16 protein-coding genes and 1 riboswitch are annotated in these 23,188 nt (G+C 52.4%); of the genes, 5 read left to right on the plus strand and 11 right to left on the minus strand.

What is annotated here, in order from left to right:
* The first annotated feature begins 47 nt into the window (after positions 1–47).
* Positions 48–893 (plus strand): co-chaperone DjlA, encoded by an 846-nt coding sequence (gene djlA, locus MD588_RS16040; protein ID WP_265698475.1) that lies wholly within the window; start codon positions 48–50, stop codon positions 891–893.
* A gap of 56 nt (positions 894–949) precedes the next feature.
* Here the strand turns inward: djlA and MD588_RS16045 are convergent, their stop codons facing one another.
* The 3 genes from MD588_RS16045 to rapA all read right to left on the minus strand — a co-directional run bounded on the left by MD588_RS16045 (position 950) and on the right by rapA (position 5,758).
* Complete coding sequence (locus MD588_RS16045; RefSeq protein WP_407676585.1) at positions 950–1,903, minus strand: D-2-hydroxyacid dehydrogenase; 954 nt, start codon at positions 1,901–1,903, stop codon at positions 950–952.
* A 74-nt stretch (positions 1,904–1,977) separates the two neighbouring features.
* Complete coding sequence (rluA, locus tag MD588_RS16050) at positions 1,978–2,685, minus strand: bifunctional tRNA pseudouridine(32) synthase/23S rRNA pseudouridine(746) synthase RluA (protein WP_265698477.1); 708 nt, start codon at positions 2,683–2,685, stop codon at positions 1,978–1,980.
* Between the two features lie 154 nt (positions 2,686–2,839).
* A complete protein-coding gene (rapA, locus tag MD588_RS16055; protein WP_265698479.1) occupies positions 2,840–5,758 on the minus strand; it encodes an RNA polymerase-associated protein RapA in 2,919 nt (972 codons plus the stop codon).
* Between the two features lie 295 nt (positions 5,759–6,053).
* Between rapA and MD588_RS16060 the strand changes: the two genes are divergently transcribed.
* Positions 6,054–7,430, plus strand: coding sequence for a PhoH family protein (locus tag MD588_RS16060; protein ID WP_265698480.1), 1,377 nt, complete (start codon positions 6,054–6,056; stop codon positions 7,428–7,430).
* 62 nt (positions 7,431–7,492) lie between these two features.
* On the opposite strand, the gene thiQ is transcribed toward MD588_RS16060, so the two are convergent.
* From thiQ to leuA, 8 genes are all read right to left on the minus strand, one after another.
* Entirely contained in the window at positions 7,493–8,218 is a 726-nt protein-coding gene (gene thiQ, locus MD588_RS16065; protein WP_265698481.1) for a thiamine ABC transporter ATP-binding protein, read from the minus strand.
* Positions 8,218–9,807 (minus strand): thiamine/thiamine pyrophosphate ABC transporter permease ThiP, encoded by a 1,590-nt coding sequence (gene thiP, locus MD588_RS16070; RefSeq protein ID WP_265698482.1) that lies wholly within the window; start codon positions 9,805–9,807, stop codon positions 8,218–8,220. The genes thiQ and thiP overlap by 1 nt, the downstream gene beginning before the upstream one ends.
* Positions 9,808–9,820: 13 nt before the next feature.
* On the minus strand, positions 9,821–10,774 hold the full coding sequence (gene thiB / locus MD588_RS16075; RefSeq protein WP_265698588.1) for a thiamine ABC transporter substrate binding subunit: 954 nt from the start codon (positions 10,772–10,774) through the stop codon (positions 9,821–9,823).
* A gap of 141 nt (positions 10,775–10,915) precedes the next feature.
* A riboswitch (TPP riboswitch) is annotated at positions 10,916–11,020 on the minus strand.
* A gap of 73 nt (positions 11,021–11,093) precedes the next feature.
* Positions 11,094–11,876, minus strand: coding sequence for a DUF547 domain-containing protein (locus MD588_RS16080; protein ID WP_265698483.1), 783 nt, complete (start codon positions 11,874–11,876; stop codon positions 11,094–11,096).
* A 156-nt stretch (positions 11,877–12,032) separates the two neighbouring features.
* On the minus strand, positions 12,033–12,635 hold the full coding sequence (gene leuD, locus MD588_RS16085; RefSeq protein WP_265698484.1) for a 3-isopropylmalate dehydratase small subunit: 603 nt from the start codon (positions 12,633–12,635) through the stop codon (positions 12,033–12,035).
* A 16-nt stretch (positions 12,636–12,651) separates the two neighbouring features.
* Entirely contained in the window at positions 12,652–14,091 is a 1,440-nt protein-coding gene (leuC, locus tag MD588_RS16090; RefSeq protein ID WP_265698485.1) for a 3-isopropylmalate dehydratase large subunit, read from the minus strand.
* A 25-nt stretch (positions 14,092–14,116) separates the two neighbouring features.
* A complete protein-coding gene (leuB, locus tag MD588_RS16095; protein WP_265698486.1) occupies positions 14,117–15,205 on the minus strand; it encodes a 3-isopropylmalate dehydrogenase in 1,089 nt (362 codons plus the stop codon).
* Positions 15,206–15,207: 2 nt separating this feature from the next.
* Entirely contained in the window at positions 15,208–16,758 is a 1,551-nt protein-coding gene (gene leuA, locus MD588_RS16100; protein ID WP_265698487.1) for a 2-isopropylmalate synthase, read from the minus strand.
* A 576-nt stretch (positions 16,759–17,334) separates the two neighbouring features.
* Between leuA and MD588_RS16105 the strand changes: the two genes are divergently transcribed.
* Genes MD588_RS16105 through MD588_RS16115 form a run of 3 tightly spaced genes read left to right on the plus strand, consistent with a single transcriptional unit; the run spans position 17,335 to position 22,461 of the window.
* Positions 17,335–17,988, plus strand: a complete 654-nt coding sequence (locus tag MD588_RS16105; protein ID WP_265698489.1) for a TetR/AcrR family transcriptional regulator — start codon at positions 17,335–17,337, stop codon at positions 17,986–17,988.
* The gene (locus MD588_RS16110; protein ID WP_265698490.1) at positions 17,975–19,342 is read left to right on the plus strand and encodes an efflux RND transporter periplasmic adaptor subunit; all 1,368 of its coding nucleotides are present in this window, start codon (positions 17,975–17,977) and stop codon (positions 19,340–19,342) included. The genes MD588_RS16105 and MD588_RS16110 overlap by 14 nt, the downstream gene beginning before the upstream one ends.
* Complete coding sequence (locus MD588_RS16115; RefSeq protein ID WP_265698491.1) at positions 19,339–22,461, plus strand: efflux RND transporter permease subunit; 3,123 nt, start codon at positions 19,339–19,341, stop codon at positions 22,459–22,461. Before MD588_RS16110 ends, MD588_RS16115 begins: the two co-directional genes overlap by 4 nt.
* The last annotated feature ends 727 nt before the right edge of the window (positions 22,462–23,188 follow it).

Raw genomic sequence — 23,188 nt, forward strand, 5'->3', positions numbered from 1 at the left:
ACCAGTATAAATATTTCTAAATTTAGCAAATTACCAGAGAGTAGCGAATGCAGGTTTGGGGTAAGATTTTAGGCGCATTTTTTGGTTTCCTTCTCGGGGGGCCATTTGGTTTGTTATTAGGCCTCTTTTTGGGACATAAGTTCGACAAGGCCAGAACAAATATTTATCGCGGTGGCGGATTTGGTCAATTTGGTGCCAATCGAGCCAGCAGTGCAGAGCGTCAGGCGGAATTTTTCTATGCTGGCTTTGCCGTTATGGGGCATATGGCGAAAGCCAAGGGACGGGTGACGGAAGAGGAAATTCGGGTAGCCAGTGCCATTATGGATCGTATGGGCTTGCAGGGGGAATCACGCCGACAAGCTCAGAATGCATTTCGGGAAGGCAAGGAAGAAGATTTTCCTCTGGAAGACACTCTGACAAAAGTGCGTATGAGCTGTGCTGGCCGTTCTGATTTGTTGCAGTTTTTTCTTGAGCTGCAAATTCAAGCAGCGTTTGCCGATGGTAGCCTGCACCCGATTGAGCGTCAGTTGCTGTATGTGATTGCCCGCAGCCTTGGCTTTTCCGAACGTCAGCTGGAGCAGCGCCTGCATATGCAGGAAGCGGCATTTCGTTTTCAGCAGGGGGGGTTCAATCAGCAATATCAGCAGCAGGGAGCATTTCGTCAGGCTCCGACCAAAGATCAGCTAGCGGATGCCTATGAGTCGCTGGGGATCAAAGAGTCGGCAACGGCGCAGGAGCTGAAAAGGGCTTATCGAAAACAGATGAATGAACACCACCCTGACAAACTTGCCGCCAAAGGCCTACCGCCTGAAATGATGGAACTGGCCAAGCAGAAAACCCAGGAGCTGCAGGCGGCCTACGATCTGATCCGCAAGGAAAAAGGGTTTAAATAATCTAGACCAAAGGAAAAGCAGGCCCTTGGTTCTTGGAAGAACAGGGCCCAGGCCCCTTAGACCAAACTCTGTGGTTTCCCCTCAACGTATTTATTTACGTTGTCGATAAGCTGATTGGTCAGAGCCTTGATTGCCGAGTCTGAGCCCCATGCGACATGCGGGGTCAGCAGTAAGTTGGGCAAACCGGCATGGGCAACAAGCGGGTTGCTGGTATCTGCCGGCTCCTCGGTAAACACATCGACACCGGCTCCAGCGATTTGCCCTGATTTGAGTGCCTCAACCAGTGCGGCCTCGTCAACCAAGCCCCCCCGGCCAGTATTAATCAGCAAGCTGGATGGTTTCATCTGTGCCAGTTCGGCTTTACCGATCAAGTCGGTTGTCTGCGCCGTCAAAGGGCAGTGCAAGGTCAGGATGTCGGCTTGTACCAGAACGTCGGTAAATGGCGTGTACCCCTCCCGACATTGCCGTTGGTTTTTATGTTCGGCAAACAGAACCTTCATTCCCAATGCCTTGGCTAGCTTCGCCATCGCCTGCCCAAGGCTACCACTGCCGATGATCCCTAGCGTCGAGCCTTTGATATCGCCAATCGGATGGGTAAAAAAGCAAAACTGTTGCTTTTGTTGCCAAACACCGGCCTGAATATCTTGGTGGTACCCCATTAGGTTGCGACGTAGGGCAAACATCATCGCAACTGCGTGTTCGGGAACGGAGTCAACGGCGTACCCCTGGATGTTGCTGACGATAATACCGTGCTGGTGGCAGTAGTTCAGATCAACATTGTTGGTGCCCGTTGCGGCGATGGCGATCATTTTAAGCTTAGGTAGTTGGCTTAGCGTACCTGCATCCAGAACCACTTTATTGCTGATGGCGATCGTTGCGTGTTGTAAACGCTCGATGACCTGCTCAGGTGTCGTTGACGGGTATTCGTACCATTGGTGGGAAAAATCAGGCTGAGGGAGCTGGATGTGGTCGGGAATCGTATCTCGATCCAGAAAGACAATAGTTTCCATATGCAGGCATTCGCTTCCAGAGTTAGTGTTACTGAAGTTAACACTAACTCTGGTACTGGACTCAACCTTGGTGATTACATTTCTTGATCTGGCAGTGTCTTGGTCGGTGCATCGGGGTAAAAGTCACACGGGGCGAATAAATGCATCGGCTGCTCGGTGGTCGGCTGGGTAAAGGTTAGCTCGGCAGCGTGGAGCTGAAGTCTTGGCGCCGCTTCTCTTGCCTCATCATGGGCATAGAAACGGTCGCCCAGGATCGGATGGCCAAGTGCCAGCATATGAACCCTGAGCTGGTGGGATCGTCCGGTAACCGGACGCAGGCGAACCAGAGTACTGTTGTTGTCACGGCGGATCACCTGGTAGTGGGTGACCGAGGGCTTGCCGTCTTCAAAGCAGACTTTTTGCATCGGGCGGTTCGGCCAGTCGCAGATTAGCGGCAGATCAACCGTGCCGCTGTCCTGTGCAAGGTGTCCCCATACCCGGGCGTAGTAGACTTTTTCAGTCATACGCTCTCTGAACTGCTTGTGAAGGTGGCGCTCCGAGTCCTTGTTGGTAGCCAGCATAATTAACCCCGATGTGGCCATGTCCAAGCGATGTACAAGGTGCGCTTCAGGGTGATCCCTGTGTACGCGGCTGTACACACTGTCATGGTGGATAGGATCCCGGCCGGGGTTTGATAGCAGCCCGGACGGTTTGTTGATCGCAATAATATCGTTGTCGAGATGGAGAATATCCAGCCACGGGTCTGTGGGCGGATTATAGTCCAGCAAAGGCAATGGTTTCATGTTTTGTTCTGGCTGACAGGGATCGAGCGGGCGATAGTATCACATTAAGCGCTTTTTATAGGTTATAGGGAACAAGAATGGAAAAGCCGCCGGACAGCGCTGGGCTGTTCGGCGGCTTGAGAATGTTCTGAACGCATGTCAGAAATATCGGTGGTTAGCCGTGGCTGACGACAATCAGACGCAAGGAATCGAGTTGTACTTGAGCCTTGGCGATATAGCCTGTCAAATCACGGATTTGGTTTTCAATCAGCTCCAGCTCGTCGTCACGGATATTCGGGTTCACCGCCTTCAGGGCCTGCAGGCGGTCTAGTTCTGCACGCAGGTTGGTCTCCATTTCGGCTTGAGCGTTATCACGAACCGTGATTAGCTCTTTGGCGACGGCCTGCTCGGCATGTTCGATCAGAACATGGATGTCTTTCTGTACCGAGTTAACCAGCTTGCTGGCCAGGTGACGGTTAACCGGGCTTAGCTGGCGGTTAAAACCTTCAAACTCAACGTTAGCCGACAGGTTGTTGCCTTTGGCATCCAATAAGATACGAATCGGAGTCTGTGGCAGGAAGCGGCCGATCCCCGATTGTTTAGGAGCCTGGGCATCAACGACATAAACCAGCTCAAGCAACAGGGTACCCGCAGGCAGTGCCTTGTTCTTCAGTAACGATACCGCAGTGGTTCCCACACCTTCAGACAGCAGCAAGTCTATACCGCCCTGGATCATCGGGTGTTCCCAGCTGATAAAGTGCAGGTCTTCCCGCGACAGTGCCGTTTCACGCTCGAAGGTAATGGTGCAGCCGTCATAAGGCAAGCCAGGGTAGCTGGCAACCATCATGTGTTCTGACGGGGTAACCACAATCGCATTCTCGCCTTTATCGTCCTGGTTTAGGCCGATGGTATCAAACAGGCCAAGCGCGAATGTCACCAGGTTGGTATCACCGTCCTTGGCAGCAATTTGCTCAACCAGTTCACGGGCTTTTTCGCCGCCGTTGGAGTGGATTTCCAGTAGGCGGTCCCGGCCCTGCTCCAGCTTGCTTTTCAGCTCGCGGTGCATGTCGGCACTGTTTTCAATCAGCTGGTCTAATGCTTCATTATCGTGTTTGTCGCTGGCCAGCAGGCTGATCAGTTCACCACTGAAGGCATCATAGACGGCACGGCCAGTTGGGCAGGTTTCTTCGAATGCGTTCAGGCCTTCATTGTACCAGCGGGCTAGTAGCGCCTGAGATGTTCCTTGCAGGTGCGGTACATGGATCTCGATATCACGCTGTTGACCAATTCGGTCAAGACGACCGATACGCTGTTCCAGCAGATCCGGGTTGTTCGGTAGATCGAACATCACCAATTGGTTGGCAAACTGGAAGTTACGGCCTTCCGAGCCAATTTCGGAACACAGCAGGACCTGGGCGCCGTCTTCATCCTGGGCAAAGTAGGCTGCGGCCTTGTCGCGCTCGATGATCGACATGCCTTCATGGAACACGGTGGCACGGATCCCCTCGCGCTCACGCAGCGCCTGTTCCAGGGTCAGGGCTGTCTGTGCTCGTGAACAGATCACCAGCACTTTTTCGTTGCGGTTGGCCATCAACGTATCTAGCAGCCAGTTAACGCGTGGATCGAAGTTCCACCACGTTGCCGAGTCGCCTTCGAATTCCTGGTAGATATCTTCCGGGTACAGCAGCTTGATAGCTTTCTGTTCTTCTGACATCTTGCCACCCATCATGCCGGCCACCCGCATTGCGGTCTGGTATTGGCTTGGCAACGCTAGTGGATACATGTTCAGGTGACGCTGTGGGAAACCTTTGATGGCGGCACGGGTGTTACGAAATAGCACGCGGCCGGTACCGTGGCGGTCCATCAGGTTGTCGATCAGCTCATGGCGTGCTGTTTCCTGTTGCTCATCATCAATATTCTGCGATTCAATAATGCGCAGCATTGGCTCGATATCTTGCTCTGGCAACAGTTCGGTCAGGCTATTCTTGGCCTCGTTGTCCAGTGTTTCACCTGATAGCAGGCGGGACACCGCGTCGGCAACCGGTGCGTACTGACGCTCTTCTTCCACGAAGGCTTCGTAGTCGTAGAAACGGTCTGGATCCAGTAGGCGCAGGCGGGCAAAGTGACTTTCGTGGCCAAGCTGTTCAGGGGTTGCTGTCAGTAGCAGGACACCCGGGCTCTTTTCTGCCAGTCCCTCTACCACTTGGTACTGACGGCTCGGCTTGTCCTCGCTCCATTCCAGGTGGTGTGCTTCATCAACAACCAGTAGATCCCAGTCGGCATCTAGCGCCTGTTCGAAACGGCGGCGGCTCTTGCGCAGGAAGTCCAGTGAACACAATACATATTGTGCGGTATCAAACGGGTTGGCAGAATCGGCGTAGGCTTCGACGCAGCGCTCTTCGTCAAAAATTGAGAAGTGTAGGTTGAAGCGGCGCATCATTTCGACCAGCCACTGGTGCTGGAGTGTTTCCGGGACCAGGATCAGAATACGTTCGGCACGGCCAGACAACACCTGCTGGTGGATGATCATACCGGCTTCAATAGTTTTACCCAGACCCACCTCGTCAGCCAGCAGTACGCGCGGCGCATAGCGACGGCCGACTTCATGGGCGATGTATAGCTGGTGCGGGATCAGGCCGGCACGCATGCCGCACAAACCACGCAGTGGGCTCTTGTGCTGTTCGTACTGGTTTTTCAGCGCACGATAGCGTAGCGCAAAGCGATCCATGCGATCGATCTGGCCTGCGAAGAGCTTATCTTGCGGTTTGTTGAAACGGATTTGGTTGCTGAGGAAAATTTCACGTAGCTGAACATTTTCTTCTTCGGTATCCGTACGCGTCCCCACATAGGTGAACACGCCGCCATCTTCTACGACCTGTTCGACTTTCAGTGACCAGCCATCATGGCTTTCAACCACATCTCCGACATTAAACATTACGCGGGTAACGGGAGCATCATTTCGTGCGTACAGGCGGTTCTCTTCACTGGCAGAGAACATCAAGGTGACAGTACGGGCGTCAGCCGCGACAACTGTTCCTAAACCTAGATCACTTTCAGTATCACTGATCCAACGTTGACCCAAAGCAAATGGCATAGTGGTTAAAACCTTCTAATTATTTGATATTGATGAGAATGTTAAGCCGATGCCTTAACATTTTTGAACTACACTGAAGTTAAGTGTAAGCCAGAATCCGCACCGGTAAAAAGGGGAGTAATGTTACTGCATGCTGTGATTAAGGTCACGGCGAAAGTGAGAGGAATGCGTCAAAGTATTTTTGTCACAATTATTTAATAATCTCCGGTATTTAATAGTAACCACAGTAAATTGGCATACGCTTAAAGGAAGGTGGCAGCCATGTTGTCACCTGATTGTTACCAAGGAGGTACCTATGGATGACGTTGAACGGAAAGTTTTTGTCCTGGATACAAATATTCTGCTTCACGAACCCCTCGCCATTTATTCCTTTAAAGAGCACGATGTCATCATTCCGATGACGGTGCTTGAAGAGCTAGACCGCATCAAAGATAGCAAGCGCGATGTTGCAAGAGATGCCCGTGTCGCTATCCGAGCCCTGGAAGATATCTTCCATGATGCGACTCCTGAACAAATATCTGCCGGGATCCCATTTGCCAAACAAGGCAAAGAGCAGGGAACTATTGCCATTTTTGCCGATTATGAAGTCACCGAAACCGTGCACGCTTTTGCTGATAAGGCGGGAGATAACCGGATCCTCAACGGTGTGCTCTATCTGCAAAAACATTATTCACCCAGGGAGGTGGTACTGGTCACCAAAGACATCAACATGCGCCTGCGGGCCAAAGGTGCTGGGGTCTACCATGTCGATGACTATCGCTCGGATCAATTGATTGATGATGTAAAACTGCTGACCAAGGGGTTCTATAAATTCCCTGGCAACTTCTGGGAGCGGGTGGGAGAGTGCCATTCGGAAAATCGCGGTCGTTCCACTTTGCATACCCTGCCGTCAGAGCTGTTTGATAGTCCGTTTATTAATCAGTACCTGTTGGACGAGGGCGAGGATTTTGCCGCCAGGGTTCAGTCTATCGATAGCGGCACAGTGACCTTGAAGGATATTGGTCAGGAACGTCTTATGCATCGGCAGGCCTGGGGGATCCACCCGAAAAATGTCTATCAGGGGATGGCGCTGGATGCCATGATGGATCCGACCATTGATCTGGTGATCCTGACCGGTCCGGCGGGCTGCGGTAAAACTATCCTGGCAATGGCAGCTGCACTTGAGCAGGTGATTGAGAAAGGAATGTATGACAAGATCCTGGTTACCCGTAATACCCCGGAAATTGCCGAATCGATTGGTTATTTACCGGGTACCGAGGAAGAGAAAATGATGCCATGGTTAGCGGCGGTCACCGATACCATGGAAGCGCTACACAAACATGACGTCTGTACTGACGGCTCGATGAAATATATCTACGATAAAGCCAATATCCAATTCAAATCAATTAACTTTATGCGCGGACGCTCAATCCAGAATGCCTTTGTTCTGCTCGATGAGTGTCAGAATTTAACCGCTTCACAGATTAAGACTATTATTACCCGCTGTGGGGAAGGCACCAAAATTGTCTGTTCTGGCAACCTGGCGCAGATAGACTCCAGCTACTTATCTCCGGTGACCTCGGGCTTAACGTATATTGTTGAGCGTTTTAAGAACTTCGAGGGCAGTGCCAATATTTATCTCAACGGTGTGGTCCGCAGCCGTTTGGCAGAATTTGCGGAAGAGAATCTATAATTTAGCTTTGAGAAACGAGCTCCTAGAGACTCGTTTCTCGTTATTCCTGATACTGATAGGTATTAATATCCCAGATAGCTTTTCAGCGCCTCATCTTCCGGCTCCGTCAGCAATTGTTTGGTATCACCAAACACCTTGATCTTCCCCTCGGCGATAAAGGCACATTTGCTGGCAATTTTTAGCGCATCTTCCGGGCTGTGGGTGACCATCAAGACGGTGGTTTGCTGCTCCCTAGCCAGACTTTTTACCAGTTTCAACATGTCATTGCGTAAGGCCGGATCCAGGGCAGAGAAGGGTTCGTCGAGCAGCAGTAGCGGTCTTTTTCGGATCAGGCAACGGGCCAAAGCGACCCGTTGCTTCTGCCCGCCGGACAATTGTTCCGGTAAGCGGTCGAGATATTTTTGGATCCCGACCCGTGAGGCAGCTACCACGATATTTTCTTTGTCCTCACGGCTGAGCTTAAGTCCTGGATGGAGACCCAAGCCGATATTTTCGAATACGGTGAGATGGGGAAACAGGTTGTGATCCTGAAACAATACCGATAATGGGCGCTCTGCCGGAAGCTGACGCTCAATGCGTTTACCGGCAATAGTAAGCTCACCGCTATCTGGTGGAAGGAAGCCTGCGATCAGCGAGAGCAGGGTACTTTTACCTGCGCCACTCGGGCCGATCAGAGCGACAATTTCGCCTTTATCGACCTCAAGATCAAAGGTGAGTTGCATACTATCAACCTGGCGCGAATGGCCCGGTTGAACGTAACGGTGACTAAGTTGTTTCAGTGTCAGCATCATGGAGTCCGGATCAGGATTTTTTCAACCAGGGTAAATAATCCCAGGCTGAGGAGTAACAGTAGCAGGGCGGCAACAGCAGCGGCATCCATCTGGTAGCTGCCCAGTAACTGAAACAGGTATAGAGGCAGGGTCTGGAAGTCCTGGCTGCCAAACAAGGCGATGGCCCCTAAGTCGCCCAGCGACAGGACAAAACCAATGGCCAATGCCTGGGCGATGGGTTTGCGTAGTGCCCGCCATTCAACGAGGCGCAGGCGGGATAGCCCATACATGCCGAGACTCTGGCATAACGGATTGTACTGTTGGGCGACATGTAGCATTGGCTGGCTCAGGGTTTTGATCACGTAGGGAAGAGCCATCAGGGCATTGACGCCAACGATCACCCAGAATGCAGCGGCAAACACATCGGTGTATTGTCGCAGAAGCAGGAAGATCCCGGTACTAAGCACCAAGCCGGGTGTTACCAGAATGATAGTTCCGAGCAGCTCAATACCATCTGCCGGTAATTTCTTTTGCTGCAAACGCCAATGACGGCTGGTCAGCAGAATGCTCACCCCGCCAATCAGCGCGGCCATACAGGAAAGTGAGGCAATCTTTAATGAATTCGCAATGGCTTGCCATAGCGCAGGTTCGGTGAGCAGTGTTGGCAGTTTGCTATTTAACCCCGCTCCGACAACGGCCAGTAACGGCGGTAAAACCAGTAATAAGGCAAAGCTGATCCACAACCAGTCCCAGGCTTTCGCGTGCCAGTGGTCAAACTGATCCTGTTGCTGCTGGGAGGTCGAGCCACTCAAGGTGGATAGTGGCTTGGCAAAACGCTGGGTAAACAGTACCAGGCCACTACAGATCAGCATTTGCCATAAAGCGAGAATAGCCCCGCCCGCCAGATCGAAGTCATAGCGCAGAGCCTGATAGATCGCCAGCTCGATCGTGGTGGCTTTGGGGCCGCCGCCGAGTGACATAATGACGGCAAAGCTGGTAAAGCACAGCATGAAGATCAGGCCTACCACATGCGGTAGTTGCTGGCGTAATCGTGGCCAGGCGATGAAACGAAACTTGTTCCAGCCGCGGATCCCTAGATGGGTGGCCAGTTTATGCTGTTCGAAAGGGATCCCTTCCAGGCTCTGTAATAGCAGTCGGGTGGCCAGCGGGAAATTGAGAAAAACATGCGCGAGCAAAATACCGTTGAGGCCATAGATGGAAAAAGGCAACGATTGATCAGCGGCCTTGAAAAGCTCGGCGAGCAATCCACTCTTTCCATAAATGGTCAGCAGCCCAAACACGGCTACCAACACCGGGAGAACCAAGGTCATGGCGAACAGGCGCAGCAGCAGCTCCCGACCGGGAAACCGGCGTCGGGATAACGCATAAGCGGTGGGTATAGCCGGAATAATGCTGAGCAGGGTCGACAGCAGTGCCTGATAGAAACTAAATCCCGTGACATGGCGTAGGTATGGATCGCGCCAGATCTGCAGTGGACTGAGCTCTGTAGCCTGGCTTATCAGTGCGCTAATGGCACTCAGTACCAGGGCGGCAATCAGCCCGGCAGAAAGAACGCCGGGCAATAATGGGGTAACGCGGTTATTCAAGAGTCGGAGGCCATTATTGAGTCAGGGCATTCTGCCATTCACGGATCCATCCTCGACGCTGCGATGCCACTTCCTCGGCACTGAATTCCAGCGCTTTGGCTGGCAGGGTTAGTTGTTCGAAGCCCTTTGGCAGGTCTTGTTTGGTGACAGGATACATCCAGTTACCTGTTGGGATCACCGATTGGAATTCAGGTGTTAAGATGAAGTCCATGAACTGATTGGCCAGTTTCTGGTTGGCGCTGTTTTTCAGCTTGGCCGCAACTTCAACCTGCATGTAGTGGCCTTCGCTAAAGTCAGCGGCTTTATATTTTCCCTCACCCTCGGCAATCAGGTGGTAGGCTGGTGACGTGGTGTATGACAGCACCAGATCGGATTCGCCCTTGAGGAACATATTGTAGGCTTCGGACCAGCCTTTGGTGACGGTGACTGTCTTTTTCGCCAGTTGCTGCCAGGCAGTATCGGTCTTGCCGCCATAGACCGACTTCATCCATAGCATCAGGCCCTGGCCCGGTGTTGAGGTCCGTGGATCCTGATAGATGACACTCAGGTCATCACGCTCGACCAATTCGGCTAGGCTTTTGGGTGGATTGGCAAGTTTCTCTGAATCATAAACAAAGGCGAAGTAACCGTAGTCGTACGGGACAAAAGTGGTGTCAGCCCAGCCATTCGGCAGCTCAACGCTGCTGGTATCGACATTGTGTGTCGCCAGCAGGCCGGTTTTCTTGGCTTCGGCAATCAGATTATTGTCCAGGCCCAGCAGGATATCGGCTTTGGTACTGCGGCCTTCCAGGCGAAGACGGTTGAGGATTGATACGCCGTCATCCAGTGCCACAAATTCAAGGTTACAGTCGCATTGGGCTTCAAAGGCCTTTTCGATTGCCGGCCCCGGCCCCCAGTCAGAGGCAAAAGAGCTGTAGGTATAAACGGTAAGTGTGTCTGTTGCAGCCCATGCCGAGCCGGCTGCCATTGACAGTGTGAGGACTGGAAGTAATTTTTTCACTATGCGCTCCTGATACTCTTGCTTCCTGCAAGAGTCAAAATAATCGTATGAGCGGCACAGGGTTGAGAAAGGCGTTCAGCATCGTGCTGTAACATTGACAGTTAGTGATGGTCAGATTATCTCAATTCCTACGCCAGCATGACCTGGTTCAGGTTCTGTGGGTCTTGCGGTTGCAATCTCAGCCCATGTATCAGGGCTCCCCAATGAGAACGAGTGCTATTGTAATCTCCTAAGCTGCTGGTTGCCAGCGTAATACTCCTCTGCTGGTTTGATGGCTGTGGCTGTCTTATTTTGCTTCATTTAACGTCCAGTTGTAGTCATAGCTGATCTTGTTGAGCAGTATCGGCTTCCCGACTCGGTATTGATTAAGATGGCGTTGCAGATCACTCTGCGTGCCAAAATCCACGCTATACCAATCATAGATCGAGGATAGCTGGACTTTATTGCCTCTCTCTCTCACGCCTTTAGTGCTGTTGATGAACCTCTTGGCCCCTTGTTCAAGTAAGTGTTCACTATTGGAAGCGGTAAAGGCTTGCGGCTGCAGGTCCGGACAGCCGAGGCTGGCGCAGTTGACCACGTAGTGGATACGGGCGTCCTGCCAGATAGGGCGCAGGATCCGGTGCTCGATATCATTGAGTGACAGTTGCTGGCCGTTGATACGAACAAGCTTGCCATCCCACGGACCGAAACTGAAGATGCCCCCGAGCTTGGTAATGGATTTCACTGGGTAGTTGTCCAGGATCAGCTGAACCGTTAGGGCATTATAGAGATTGACCCAATAGGCGAACTGCTCATCCTGGCGGTAGCGGCGAGGGTCGATGGCGGTGAGAGTGCGGATATAGCGATCCAGTTCCCACTTGTCATTGTCGGAGACGGCGCGATAGCGAAACAGGGTTTGTTGTGGCTGTTGAACCAAGTAGTTGTCCAGCGTGCGTTGCCAGCGTGCGTGATCAATGGTCGCGGTATTGGCTTCATTGCTCTGTTGCCAATAGGGCCAGAGGTCGGCTTTGGGCGCGGTGCTGCCGGGAGCGGAAGCCAACAGTAATAAGAGAGTGAATATAATGCGCATCATAAATCCTTGCGGCGTTCGGTGGGTCATGGCTAGGTGATATGACCTTGTATTGTCAGTTTTTCTTTCAGGAAACCTTGCAGTAATAGCGCAAATGAAAACGCCCCGGCGGGGCCGGGGCGTGAGTTAGTCTTTGCTTACTTATCTGATTTCGTATTAGGCAAGGAAGGCCGGGATCTTGCTCTCATACTCTGCAATTTTGTCTTCGTGCTGCAGAGTCAGGCCGATGTTATCCAGTCCGTTCAGCAGGCAGTGACGGCGGAATTCATCAATTTCAAAGCGATACTGCTTGCCGTTGGCAGTCACCGTCATGGCTTCTAAATCAACGGTGACTTCTGCGCCATCATTGGCTTCGACGAACTGGAAAATCTCATCGACCTCCTGCTCGGTCAGGCGAACCGGTACCATCTGGTTATTGATCGAGTTGCCATAAAAAATATCGGCAAAACTCGGGGCAATCATTACCTGGATACCGTAATCCGCCAGCGCCCAGGGGGCATGCTCGCGCGATGAGCCGCAGCCGAAGTTTTCGCGCGCCAGCAGGATGCTCGCGCCCTGATAGCGCGGAGCGTTCATCACAAACTCAGGGTTGGGCTGCTTGCCGGCATCATCCAGAAAACGCCAGTCATGGAACAGGTGTTTGCCAAACCCTGTCCGGGTCACTTTTTGTAAAAACTGTTTAGGAATGATTGCGTCCGTATCGACATTTGCCGCGTCCAAAGGAACCACCAAACCTGTATGTTGTTTAAAACCTGTCATTGTTCTGTTCCTTCTGTTAAGCGGTTGCGGTTTCTTTATCCAGCTCACGGATATCAACAAAGTGTCCGGCACACGCCGCCGCTGCGGCCATTGCCGGGCTGACTAGGTGGGTACGGCCATCACGGCCCTGGCGGCCTTCGAAGTTACGGTTGCTGGTGGAAGCGCAGCGCTCTCCAGGCCCCAGGCGGTCGTTGTTCATTGCCAGGCACATCGAGCAGCCCGGCAGGCGCCATTCAAAACCGGCATCGATAAAAATCTTATCCAGCCCTTCCAGTTCGGCCTGGGCTTTCACCTGCTCAGAGCCCGGCACCACTAATGCCTGGATATTCGGTGCCACCTGGCGCCCTTTGGCAATTGCAGCGGCGGCGCGCATGTCCTCGATACGCGAGTTGGTGCAAGAGCCAATAAAGACTTTATCGATACTGAAGTCTGCCAGTTTTTTGCCCGCCTCAAGACCCATGTAGGCCAGGGCCTTTTCGGCAGAGGCTTTTTCTACCGGATCACTGAAGTCATCCGGTGACGGAATGCACTCATCGACGGCAATCACCTGACCCGGGTTGGTGCCCCAGGTCACCTGAGGTTTGATGTCTCTGGCCTCCAGGGTCACGACCGCATCAAATGCGGCATCATCATCGGTTTTCAAGGTCTTCCAGTATTCAACAGCGGCCTCGAAGTTGTCGCCAGTCGGTGAGAAGTTGCGATCTTTGATGTAGTCGAAGGTGGTCTGGTCCGGCGCAATCAGGCCCGCTTTGGCACCCAGTTCAATCGCCATGTTACAGACCGTCATCCGTCCTTCCATCGACAGGTCGGTGATGGCTTCACCGCAGAACTCGACCACATAGCCGGTACCGCCTGCGGCGGTGGTTTTGCCGATGATGGCCAGAACGATATCTTTGGCGGTAATGCCTTCTGCGACCTTGCCTTTGACTTCAATTTTCATCTTTTTGGCACGGGCCTGCTTCAGAGTCTGGGTAGCCAGTACATGCTCGACCTCTGAAGTGCCGATACCAAAGGCCAGCGAGCCAAAGGCACCGTGAGTTGCAGTGTGCGAGTCGCCGCAGACGATAGTCATACCTGGTAGGGTAATGCCCAGCTCTGGGCCCATGACGTGGACAATACCTTGGTATTTGTGGTTCAGATCGTAGAGGGTGACACCGAACTCTTTACAGTTCTTGGCCAGCGTTTCCATCTGGATCCGTGCCATCTCGCCAGAGGCCTTGATGTCTTTGGTTTGGGTTGAGACGTTGTGATCCATGGTAGCGAAGGTCTTGCCGACCTGACGCACCTTGCGGCCTTTCTCGCGCAGACCGTCAAAAGCCTGCGGCGAGGTTACCTCGTGGACCAGATGGCGGTCGATATACAGTATTGGGGTCTCGCCTTCCGCCGCGACGGCAACGTGGGCATCGTATACTTTTTCATATAGCGTCTTGGGCGCTTTTTTCTCGGTATTTGACATTGCTCGATTGCTCCTCGTTACGTTCTTATGCTTGGCGGATGTAGGCGGCAATTTTGTCGCCCATTTCGCTGGTGCTTAGTGCCGGGGCATCACCGGCTAGATCGGCCGTTAGTTCGCCGGCTTCCAGTGCCTGTGATACAGCTCGCTCAATCGCGCGGGCGGCTTGTTCTTCGCCCAGGCTATAACGCAGCATCAGTGCTGCAGAGAGGATTTGGGCAACCGGATTGGCGATGTTCTTGCCGGCAATATCCGGTGCCGAGCCCCCGGCTGGTTCATACATACCGAATTTATCCTGGTTCAGACTAGCTGACGGTAGCATCCCCATTGAGCCGGTGATCATTGCGCACTCATCGGAGATAATGTCGCCGAAGATGTTTGAGCACAGCATGACGTCGAACTGCGACGGGTCTTTGATTAGCTGCATGGTCGCGTTGTCGATATACATGTGGCTCAGGGTGACATCCGGATAGTCTTTCGCGACTTCTTCAACGACTGCGCGCCACAGGATTGAGCTTTGCAGAACGTTTGCCTTGTCAATTGAATAGACATTTTTGTTACGTAGCTGAGCCGATTCAAACGCAATACGGGCGATACGCTCTATTTCATAGCGGTGGTAGATTTCGGTGTCGTAGGCTTTTTCCTGCGGGCCTTCACCTTCGCGGCCTTTGGGCTGACCAAAGTAGATCCCGCCAGTTAGCTCTCGCACAACGACAATATCGAAGCCGCGCTCGGAGATATCGGCACGTAGTGGCGAGAAGCTCTCAAGACCATTGTGGATCTGTGCCGGGCGCAGGTTGCAGAACAGCTGGAAGTGCTTGCGAAGCGGTAGCAGGGCACCACGCTCAGGCTGATCGTTGGGTGGCAGGTGTTCCCATTTAGGCCCACCGACCGAACCGAACAGGATCGCATCCGAGTCTTCACATCCTTTCAATGTTGAGTCAGGTAGCGGACAACCATGGTTGTCGATGGCAATGCCACCGACATCGAACTCTTCACAGGCTAACGAGAAGCCAAACTTTTCTTGTACCGCATCCAGCACCTTGTGTGCCTGCTGCATGACTTCCGGACCAATACCGTCACCCGGTAGAACGGCGATTTTATATGTACCTGCCATGGTTATACTGTCTCCATATGGGATTTTTGTTTAATTTCTGCAATTTGGTCTGCGCGATAAATACTGTTGATGACGTGAAGCAGGGCCTGACCGGAAGCTTCGACGATGTCTGTCGCCAGGCCGGTGCCGTGATACTTACGGCCCTTGTAGTTGGCAATGATGTCGGCCTGACCCAGGCCGTCTTCACCTTCGCCCTTGGCGGTCAGGTCGAACTTATCCAGTACGATTTCGTAGCCTGTCAGACGGTAGATGCACTGGTATAGGGCATCTACCGGACCGTTGCCGACAGCGGCTTCACATTTTTCTTCGTCACCGCACTGAAGCTTGATGCTGGTGGTCGCCATGACGCTGCCGGACTGCACGCTTAAGTAGTTCAGCTTGAAGAAATCATCTTCTTCGCGCAGGTTGGCAAAATGCATCAAAGCCTCAAGGTCATAATCGAAAACCTGGCCTTTGCGGTCGGCCAACTTCAGGAAGTCGGCATATAATTCGTCCAGGTTGTACTCGTTCTCGGTATACCCCAGCGCGTCCATATGGCTTTTCACAGCTGCGCGGCCCGAGCGGCTGGTTAGGTTTAGTGCCTGGTTCTTAAGACCAATCGTTTCTGGGGTCATGATCTCGTAGGTGTTCTTGTTCTTCAGCATGCCATCTTGGTGGATCCCCGAGGAGTGGCTGAAGGCATTGGCGCCGACAATGGCCTTGTTGGCCTGGATTGGCATATTGCACAGCTGGCTGACCATTTTGCTGGTGCGGTGGATTTCGTCGTGCTTGATGTTGGTATGTACCCCCAGGAACTCTGCCCGGGTTTTGATGATCATCGCAATCTCTTCCAGCGAGCAGTTACCCGCCCGCTCGCCGATACCATTTATCGTCCCTTCCACCTGGCGGGCACCCGCCTGCACCGCGGCCATGGAGTTGGCAACTGACATCCCCAGATCATCATGGCAGTGGACAGAAATAATCGCCTTATCGATGTTAGGAACGCGCTCGAACAGCTGGGCGACGATGCCGCCAAATTCATTGGGCAAGGTATAACCTACGGTATCAGGGATATTGATAGTACTGGCACCGGCATTGATGGCGGCTTCGACCATCCGGCATAGGTTGTCAATCGGGGTTCGGCCGGCATCTTCGCAAGAGAACTCGACATCATCGGTGTAGTTGCGGGCGCGTTTGACGGCGGCGACCCCCATTTCGATAACATCATCATAGCTGCGACGCAGCTTGTCCTGAACATGGATAGTGGAAGTAGAAATGAAGGTGTGGATTCGGAAGGCTTCGGCGACTTTCAGGGATTCTGCAGCGACATCGATATCTTTGGCAACGGCACGGGATAGAGCGCAGACCCGACTGTTTTTGATGTTCTTGGCAATGGTCTGCACCGATTCGAAATCACCCGGGGAAGAGACCGGGAAACCGGCTTCAATCACATCAACGCCCAAGCGCTCCAGGGCGTAGGCGATTTGCAGCTTTTCTTTTACCGTCAAGCTGGCAGAAAGTGCCTGCTCGCCGTCGCGCAAGGTGGTATCGAAAATAATAACCTGATCTTTCATTGCTACTTCCTTATGTTGGCCTGCCTATTCTGGCGTTGACTGCATCCGCTTGCGCCGGCTCTGTAATATGAAAAAACCCGCGCTGACTGCGCGGGTTTTTTGAATTCTTGGTGGTGTTTCTCACCCATCAGCTACCCGCGCGAATTATTCACGATAAGGAGGAGGCTAAGGAGTAGAGAGAAACGATTTTGCATTTTTTAAATGATATCCACAAAGTTGATTAACAAATGAATACCAAATAGACAGGTTAAACGTCAACCACTAATTGAATATTTATTTTGCATTCTATGTTATTGTGTTGATTTTAAATGATTTTATATAGTTGCCAGATTCAGCCCCCAAGATAATTGGGTATCGTCGAGGTGAATTGCTAGCGGTAAATTATTCGGGTGGAATATTAAACTGAGCTCCATTTTGTTAACAGTGGCAGTGTACGTCTCAGTTGGTCGAAGAAAATTTGACCTGAGACTAAATTAATCAAATGATTAATTTAGTGTGAATAATTATTGTGCGGATCAGGCGCTATTCTGGAGTAAATTATTAATCACATGATTAATTAAGGTGTTGATAGACGTTATGGCTGGAAAAACAGGACGTCCCGCTGGGGAGTCTGACGCCAGAGAGCGGTTAATCAAAGAAGCAAAAAAGTTATTTGTCGCATTGCCCTATAGCAAGGTATCGACGCGGATGATTGCAACCCGGGCAGGGGTTAATGTGGCCCTGATCCGCTATTACTTTGGTAATAAGGCGGGGTTGTTTGAGACGATGCTGCGCGAAACTCTGGAGCCAATCCGGGCTCAGCTTAAGCGGGTGATCAATATTGGTGATATTGAAAGTGTCGGGGAGTTAATGCGCACTTACTACCGTATTATGGCGCCAACCCCTGATCTGCCGAAGCTGATAGCCCGTACCATGATGATGGAGCCTGGGGACTTGCAGCGCCGAGCCATGGAAAAGATATTCAGTGAAATTTCCCTACCGGCAGAACAGCTGATGTTCCATAAAATGCGAGAGGTTGGCGTCTTGCGCGACGGTGTGTCACCAGTGAAAGCCAGGATGACATTTATCAGCATGATGGTTTTTCCTTTCTTGGCCCCGCCAGCCCTGCTGGGGATTCAAGGCATTGAATTGAATGAAGAGTGGTTAATGGAGCTTGCCGAGCACAATGTTAATGTGCTGCTCCGTGGGATTTTAGCGCAGGGAGGCGATAGCAACGATGAAGCTCACTAGGAACTTATTGATCTTTCCGGCCATACTGGCAGGTATTGCAATACTGGCTCTGGCGGTCAATTTACGCTCGACACCTGGCATCAAGCCAGCTTTGAACAAAGCGCGGCCGGTGGATGTGATCAGTTTGCAGCAACTGCTGCTGGCGCCTATGGTCACGGGATTTGGCCGGGTCAAACCTAAGGTCGAGTGGCAGGCTATCGCAGAAGTTTCTGGCAAGGTGGTCTACCGCCATCCTGGGCTGGAAAAAGGCCGGGTGCTGGATGCCGGTACCGTCTTGCTTAAGATCGATCCGCTTGATTACGAGCTACGTCTGGCGCAAGCCGAGGCCGATGTCAGTTCCAGCCAGGCCCAGCTGGCTAAATTGGCGCAGGAAGAGCTGAACCTGAAAACCACCCTAAAGATCGAAAAAAATCGCCTGGCGATCAGCCAGAAAGAACTGACCCGCAAGAAAGAACTCCGTCGCAAGGGCTTGACCTCACAATCTGCTGTCGACTTGGAGCAGCAAAATACCCTTGCCAGCCAGAAAGTGGTTCAGGATATTGAGAATCAGCTGATTGTCCTGCCCAATGAACGCAAGGTTACGCTGGCGCAGCTGGAGGTGAACCAGTCTCGGGTGACTGAGGCGAAGCGTTCGCTGGAAAAAACCGTAATTACTCTTCCGGTCGATGCACGGATCTCCAGTGTCGATATCGAGCAGAATCAGGTGGTGAATAGCCAACAGGCGATGGTAATCGCACATGGTATTGATGCGGTTGAAATTGATGCTCAGGTTGCCCTGCATGATATGCAGGTATTGGCCTCAAGCCTGACTCAGTATACCGCTCATGCCGACGGGCGTCCGCGGGCCGACCAGCTGGATCTGACCGCCACTATCCAGTTATCTAGTGGCAGTTTTTTACAAAGCTGGCCTGCCAAGGTAGCCAGGATCAGCGATACCGTCAGTGCCAATCAGGCCACGGTCGGGGTGATCCTCGAAGTTGAGCAGGACTATAGTCAGCTGTCGCCTGAAAGTGCGCCACCGCTGGTCAACGGCATGTTTGTCGAGGCCCGCTTGTCCGGGCAGGCCAATGCGCACTGGGTGATCCCGGAGCGGGCACTACATGGTGATAAAGTTTACCTGGTAAGTGATAGCAACACTTTGAATATTATGCCGGTAACAGTGCTGTTCCGTCGTGATGGGATGGTTGCCATCAGCGGGGAACTCACCACCGAGCAGTTGTTAGTTGTGAATGATCTTTTGCCTGCGGTATCGGGTATGGAGCTACAGGTGGTGACCCGAAACGGTAATAAAGTGGATTCTCAAGCAGCGCCAGGCGAGAAGACACAACAGGTAGCTGAGGAACCCGCGTTATGATCCGGTATTTCTCTCGTCACCCGACAGCGGCCAATTTGTTAATGCTGACCTTGCTGATTTTTGGCTTGGTCTCGCTACCTCAGATCAAGCGTGAAACTTTTCCTGAATTTTCGCCACCCTATATTATTGCCTCTGTGGTTTATCCCGGTGCCTCGCCACAGGAAGTGGAAGAAAGCATTTGTATGCGGATGGAAGATGCGGTGGATGGTCTGGCGAATATCGAAGAAACCCGCTGCGAAGCTGTGGAAGGCTCGGCCTCGTTAGTACTCAAGCTAACCAGCAGTGATGTGGTGTCGCGGATGCTAGTGGACGTCCAGACCCAGATTAATGCGATCAATGACTTTCCGACGGAAATCGAGGCTCCGATTGTCCGTGAGCTGGACTGGAACGAACCAGTGGTGGATGTAGCTATTAGTGCCGATACCAGCTGGCCGGATTTGAAAGCTTATGCTGAACAGCTTAAACGTAAGCTGAAGCTGGATTACGGCGTGTCCTTGGTTGATGTGGCCGGCTTTTCCGAGCACCAGCTTCGAGTGGAATTGAAAGAAGCGGCATTACGGCAGTTGGGGATGAGTGTCGGCGATATTGCCGATCGCCTTGCCCGTCAGAACCTCAAGCTACCCAGCGGAAATATCGAATTGGCTGAGAAAAACCTGCTGATCCGGTTCGATGAGCAGAAGGTCACCCCGGAGACATTGGCCAAGACGGTGATCGGCGCTGACAGCGAAGGTGCTTTGTTGCGGCTGGGCGATATTGCAACTATCACTGACCGCTTTGAACTGGATGAGCAAAAAGTACTGTTTGACGGCAGGCCGTCGGCATTGCTGAAGATCAGCAAGAACAAGGCCGATGATGCCTTGCGGATCAAAGAGCGGGTAGTCCGGTTTGTTGAGGACGAGAACAAGGTTGCGCCGACTGGGGTAACGCTGAACCTGACCAATGATATCTCATCGGTGCTGTGGGATCGTTTGACCATGATGGTGAAAAACGGCTGGCAGGGTGTGGTGCTGGTGTTTGCGACCATGTGGCTGTTTTTTACCTTCCGTTATTCGTTTTGGGTTGCGGCAGGATTGCCAGTAGCATTCCTTGGCAGCCTGTTTCTGATGGCCGGGCTGGGGTTGTCGATCAATATTATGTCGCTTGTCGCGTTGCTGATGGCCATCGGTATCATGATGGATGACGCCATCGTGATTGCCGAGTCAATCGCTGCCCACCTCGAACGGGGGCTGTCGGTGCCGGATGCGGTAACCAACGGGGTCAAGAAAGTATTCCCCGGCGTGCTGTCCTCCTATCTGACGACGGTGTGTATTTTCGGTAGCCTGATGTTCCTGGAAGGGGAGATGGGGGCGGTGCTGAAGGTAGTGCCGATGGTGCTTATCCTGGTGCTGACCATTAGTTTGGTCGAAGCTTTTCTGATCCTTCCCAACCATCTTAGTCATTCATTGCAGAAGCAGCGTGCAAGTGGCAGACGGGAGAGACCGTCACTGGCGTTCAAGGCCCGTTTCCTCAAGCGTTTTGAGGCATTCCGTAATAACCAGTTGGTTACCGCCGTCGATTGGGTGGTGCGCTGGCGCTACCTGTTCCTGGGTAGCGTGATAGCCATGTTGTTTATCTCGTTTTCTCTGCTGGCCGGCGGGGCACTGAAGTTTGTCGGTTTCCCGGAGCTAGATGGTGATATTGCCGAGGCGCGGGTGATTTTGCCGCCGGGAGCATCACTGGCACAGACCGAGCGGGTGGTGGGAAGAATCGTTGCGGCGGCAGAGACGCTGGGTGCCGAGTGGAGCGAACAGTATGAAGGTGGTCAGCCATTAGTCGAGCATATTACCGAGCAGTATAATTTCAACGCTGACGCCGATGAAAATGGGCCGCACGTGGCTACAATCCGGTTGGACATTCTGGGCGCCGAATCGCGTAATACCCGGATTGATGATTTTATTGTAGCCTGGCGCGAGGCTGTCGGAGTAATTGCGGACCCTGTATCAATGGTGTTTAAGCAGCCGATGGTCGGGCCGGGCGGACGGGCAGTCGAGATCCGGATGCAACATGATGACTTGGCGCAGTTGAAAGCGGCGTCGATTGAACTGCAGCAGTTCCTTAATGAGTTCGACGGGGTGTCCGGCGTACTCGATGATATGCGGATGGGCAAGCAGGAAGTACTGGTGAAGCTACGCCCGGGAGCGGAAAGCTTTGGGGTTGATGGTCAGCTTATTGCCTCTCAGCTGAGGGCGGCCTATTTTGGCCAGACGGCCGATGAGATTCAGATAGGCCCTGAAAATATTGAGGTCGAAGTCAGGTTTGATAAGCAGGAAGCGGCCAACTTACAAACCATGGCCAGCTTCCCGGTGATCTTGGGTGACGGCAGCCAGATCCCACTGGCTTCGATCGCTATGCTGGAGTACCAGCGCAATTTTGTTCGTATCCAGCGGATCAACGGGGTTCGTACCTTGAGTGTGTTTGCCGATCTCGATAGTAGCAAGATCAGCTCGACGGAAATTACCCGTCAGTTTCGAAGCCAGCTGATGCCGCAGCTGCAACAAAGCTACCCGGGACTGCGTTTCGATTTTGAAGGCGAGGCCAAAGACACCGCGCAAACCGGCCAGTCGATGGCAATTGGTTTTATGCTGGGGGTGTTCGGGGTGTTCGTGATCCTCAGCTACCAGTTCCGCAGCTATCTGGAACCGTTTGTTGTGCTGCTGGCAATACCGCTGGCGTTGATAGGCGTGCTCTGGGGCCACTGGCTGCTGGGGTTTGCCTTGAGTATGCCGAGTATTATGGGGTTCGTTTCCCTTGCCGGCGTCGTGGTGAATGACTCCATTCTCCTGGTGCAGTATATCCGTCACCATGTGGATGACGGTGATAGCGTGCATGATGCGGTGGTGAAGGCGAGCCGGGAGCGATTCCGAGCCGTCTTCCTGACCTCGCTGACCACGGCGGCAGGACTATTGCCACTGTTGCTGGAAACTAGCCTACAGGCTCAGGTGATCCAGCCACTGGTTATTTCCATTGTGTTCGGGATCTTTACCTCGACCTTGTTGGTATTGTTTATGATCCCAGCAGCCTACGCCATTCTGGCCGATTTTAACTTGGTCCGGAAGCATGAAGAGCTGGTGCCGGCCTAGCGCTTGCCATGGTCTGTGATGAAACGGGGCTGCTAAGCCCCGTTTTTTTATCTCCAGTTTGGCTTTGCCTGCATCTGCCATAGATCTTCTTTAAATCGTCACTGCACTGGTACCATTTGAACCATGTGGTTTTGCCTCCTCTTGCCCATCAGGATCAAATTAAAAATGATGGCTGTGTGTTGCTGTATTTGCCTCTTAAATAACTGCGCCGTGGTGTTTCCTCCCTGTATGGCATTGGCGATCGCCCGTTGGGTTCTGTCCGGTAATTGGTATCACTGTGATGAATTGTGGCAATAGCTGTTGCAGCAGCTTCAATTTCCAGATTTGACGCGAGATTTGATGGTCGATTTTTATCCGTATGGTGGCGTTGCTAAGCGCTCATTTTCAATCACTGGGAGTTATTGATTAGGTGGGTGAGCGTTTTTCTGGCTTGTGTGGTGAGTGTGTTTTTCGAATAAAAAAGCGGCTTTTTTTGCTTATAATTACGCCTTTATTTTAATTATAGTTATTTTAGATCTTTTTATAACTGACATAACATCTTGATCTTAATGTGTTTGTATTCTGAATTTGGTTTCATGCGCATGATTGCTTACATTTCCCGACAATCGACTATTGGTTTCGTCAATCTATTTGAATAATACTGGCCGCATCCCGGACAAGAGCTCAATTGTCTAAGGGCTGAGGACACGCTCTTTTTTACAGCGGTGGCATAAAGGATTTTGCCCCA

It is taken from the genome of Photobacterium obscurum (assembly GCF_026191635.1).
In the GTDB taxonomy this organism is placed as follows: Bacteria; Pseudomonadota; Gammaproteobacteria; order Enterobacterales; family Vibrionaceae; genus Photobacterium; species Photobacterium obscurum.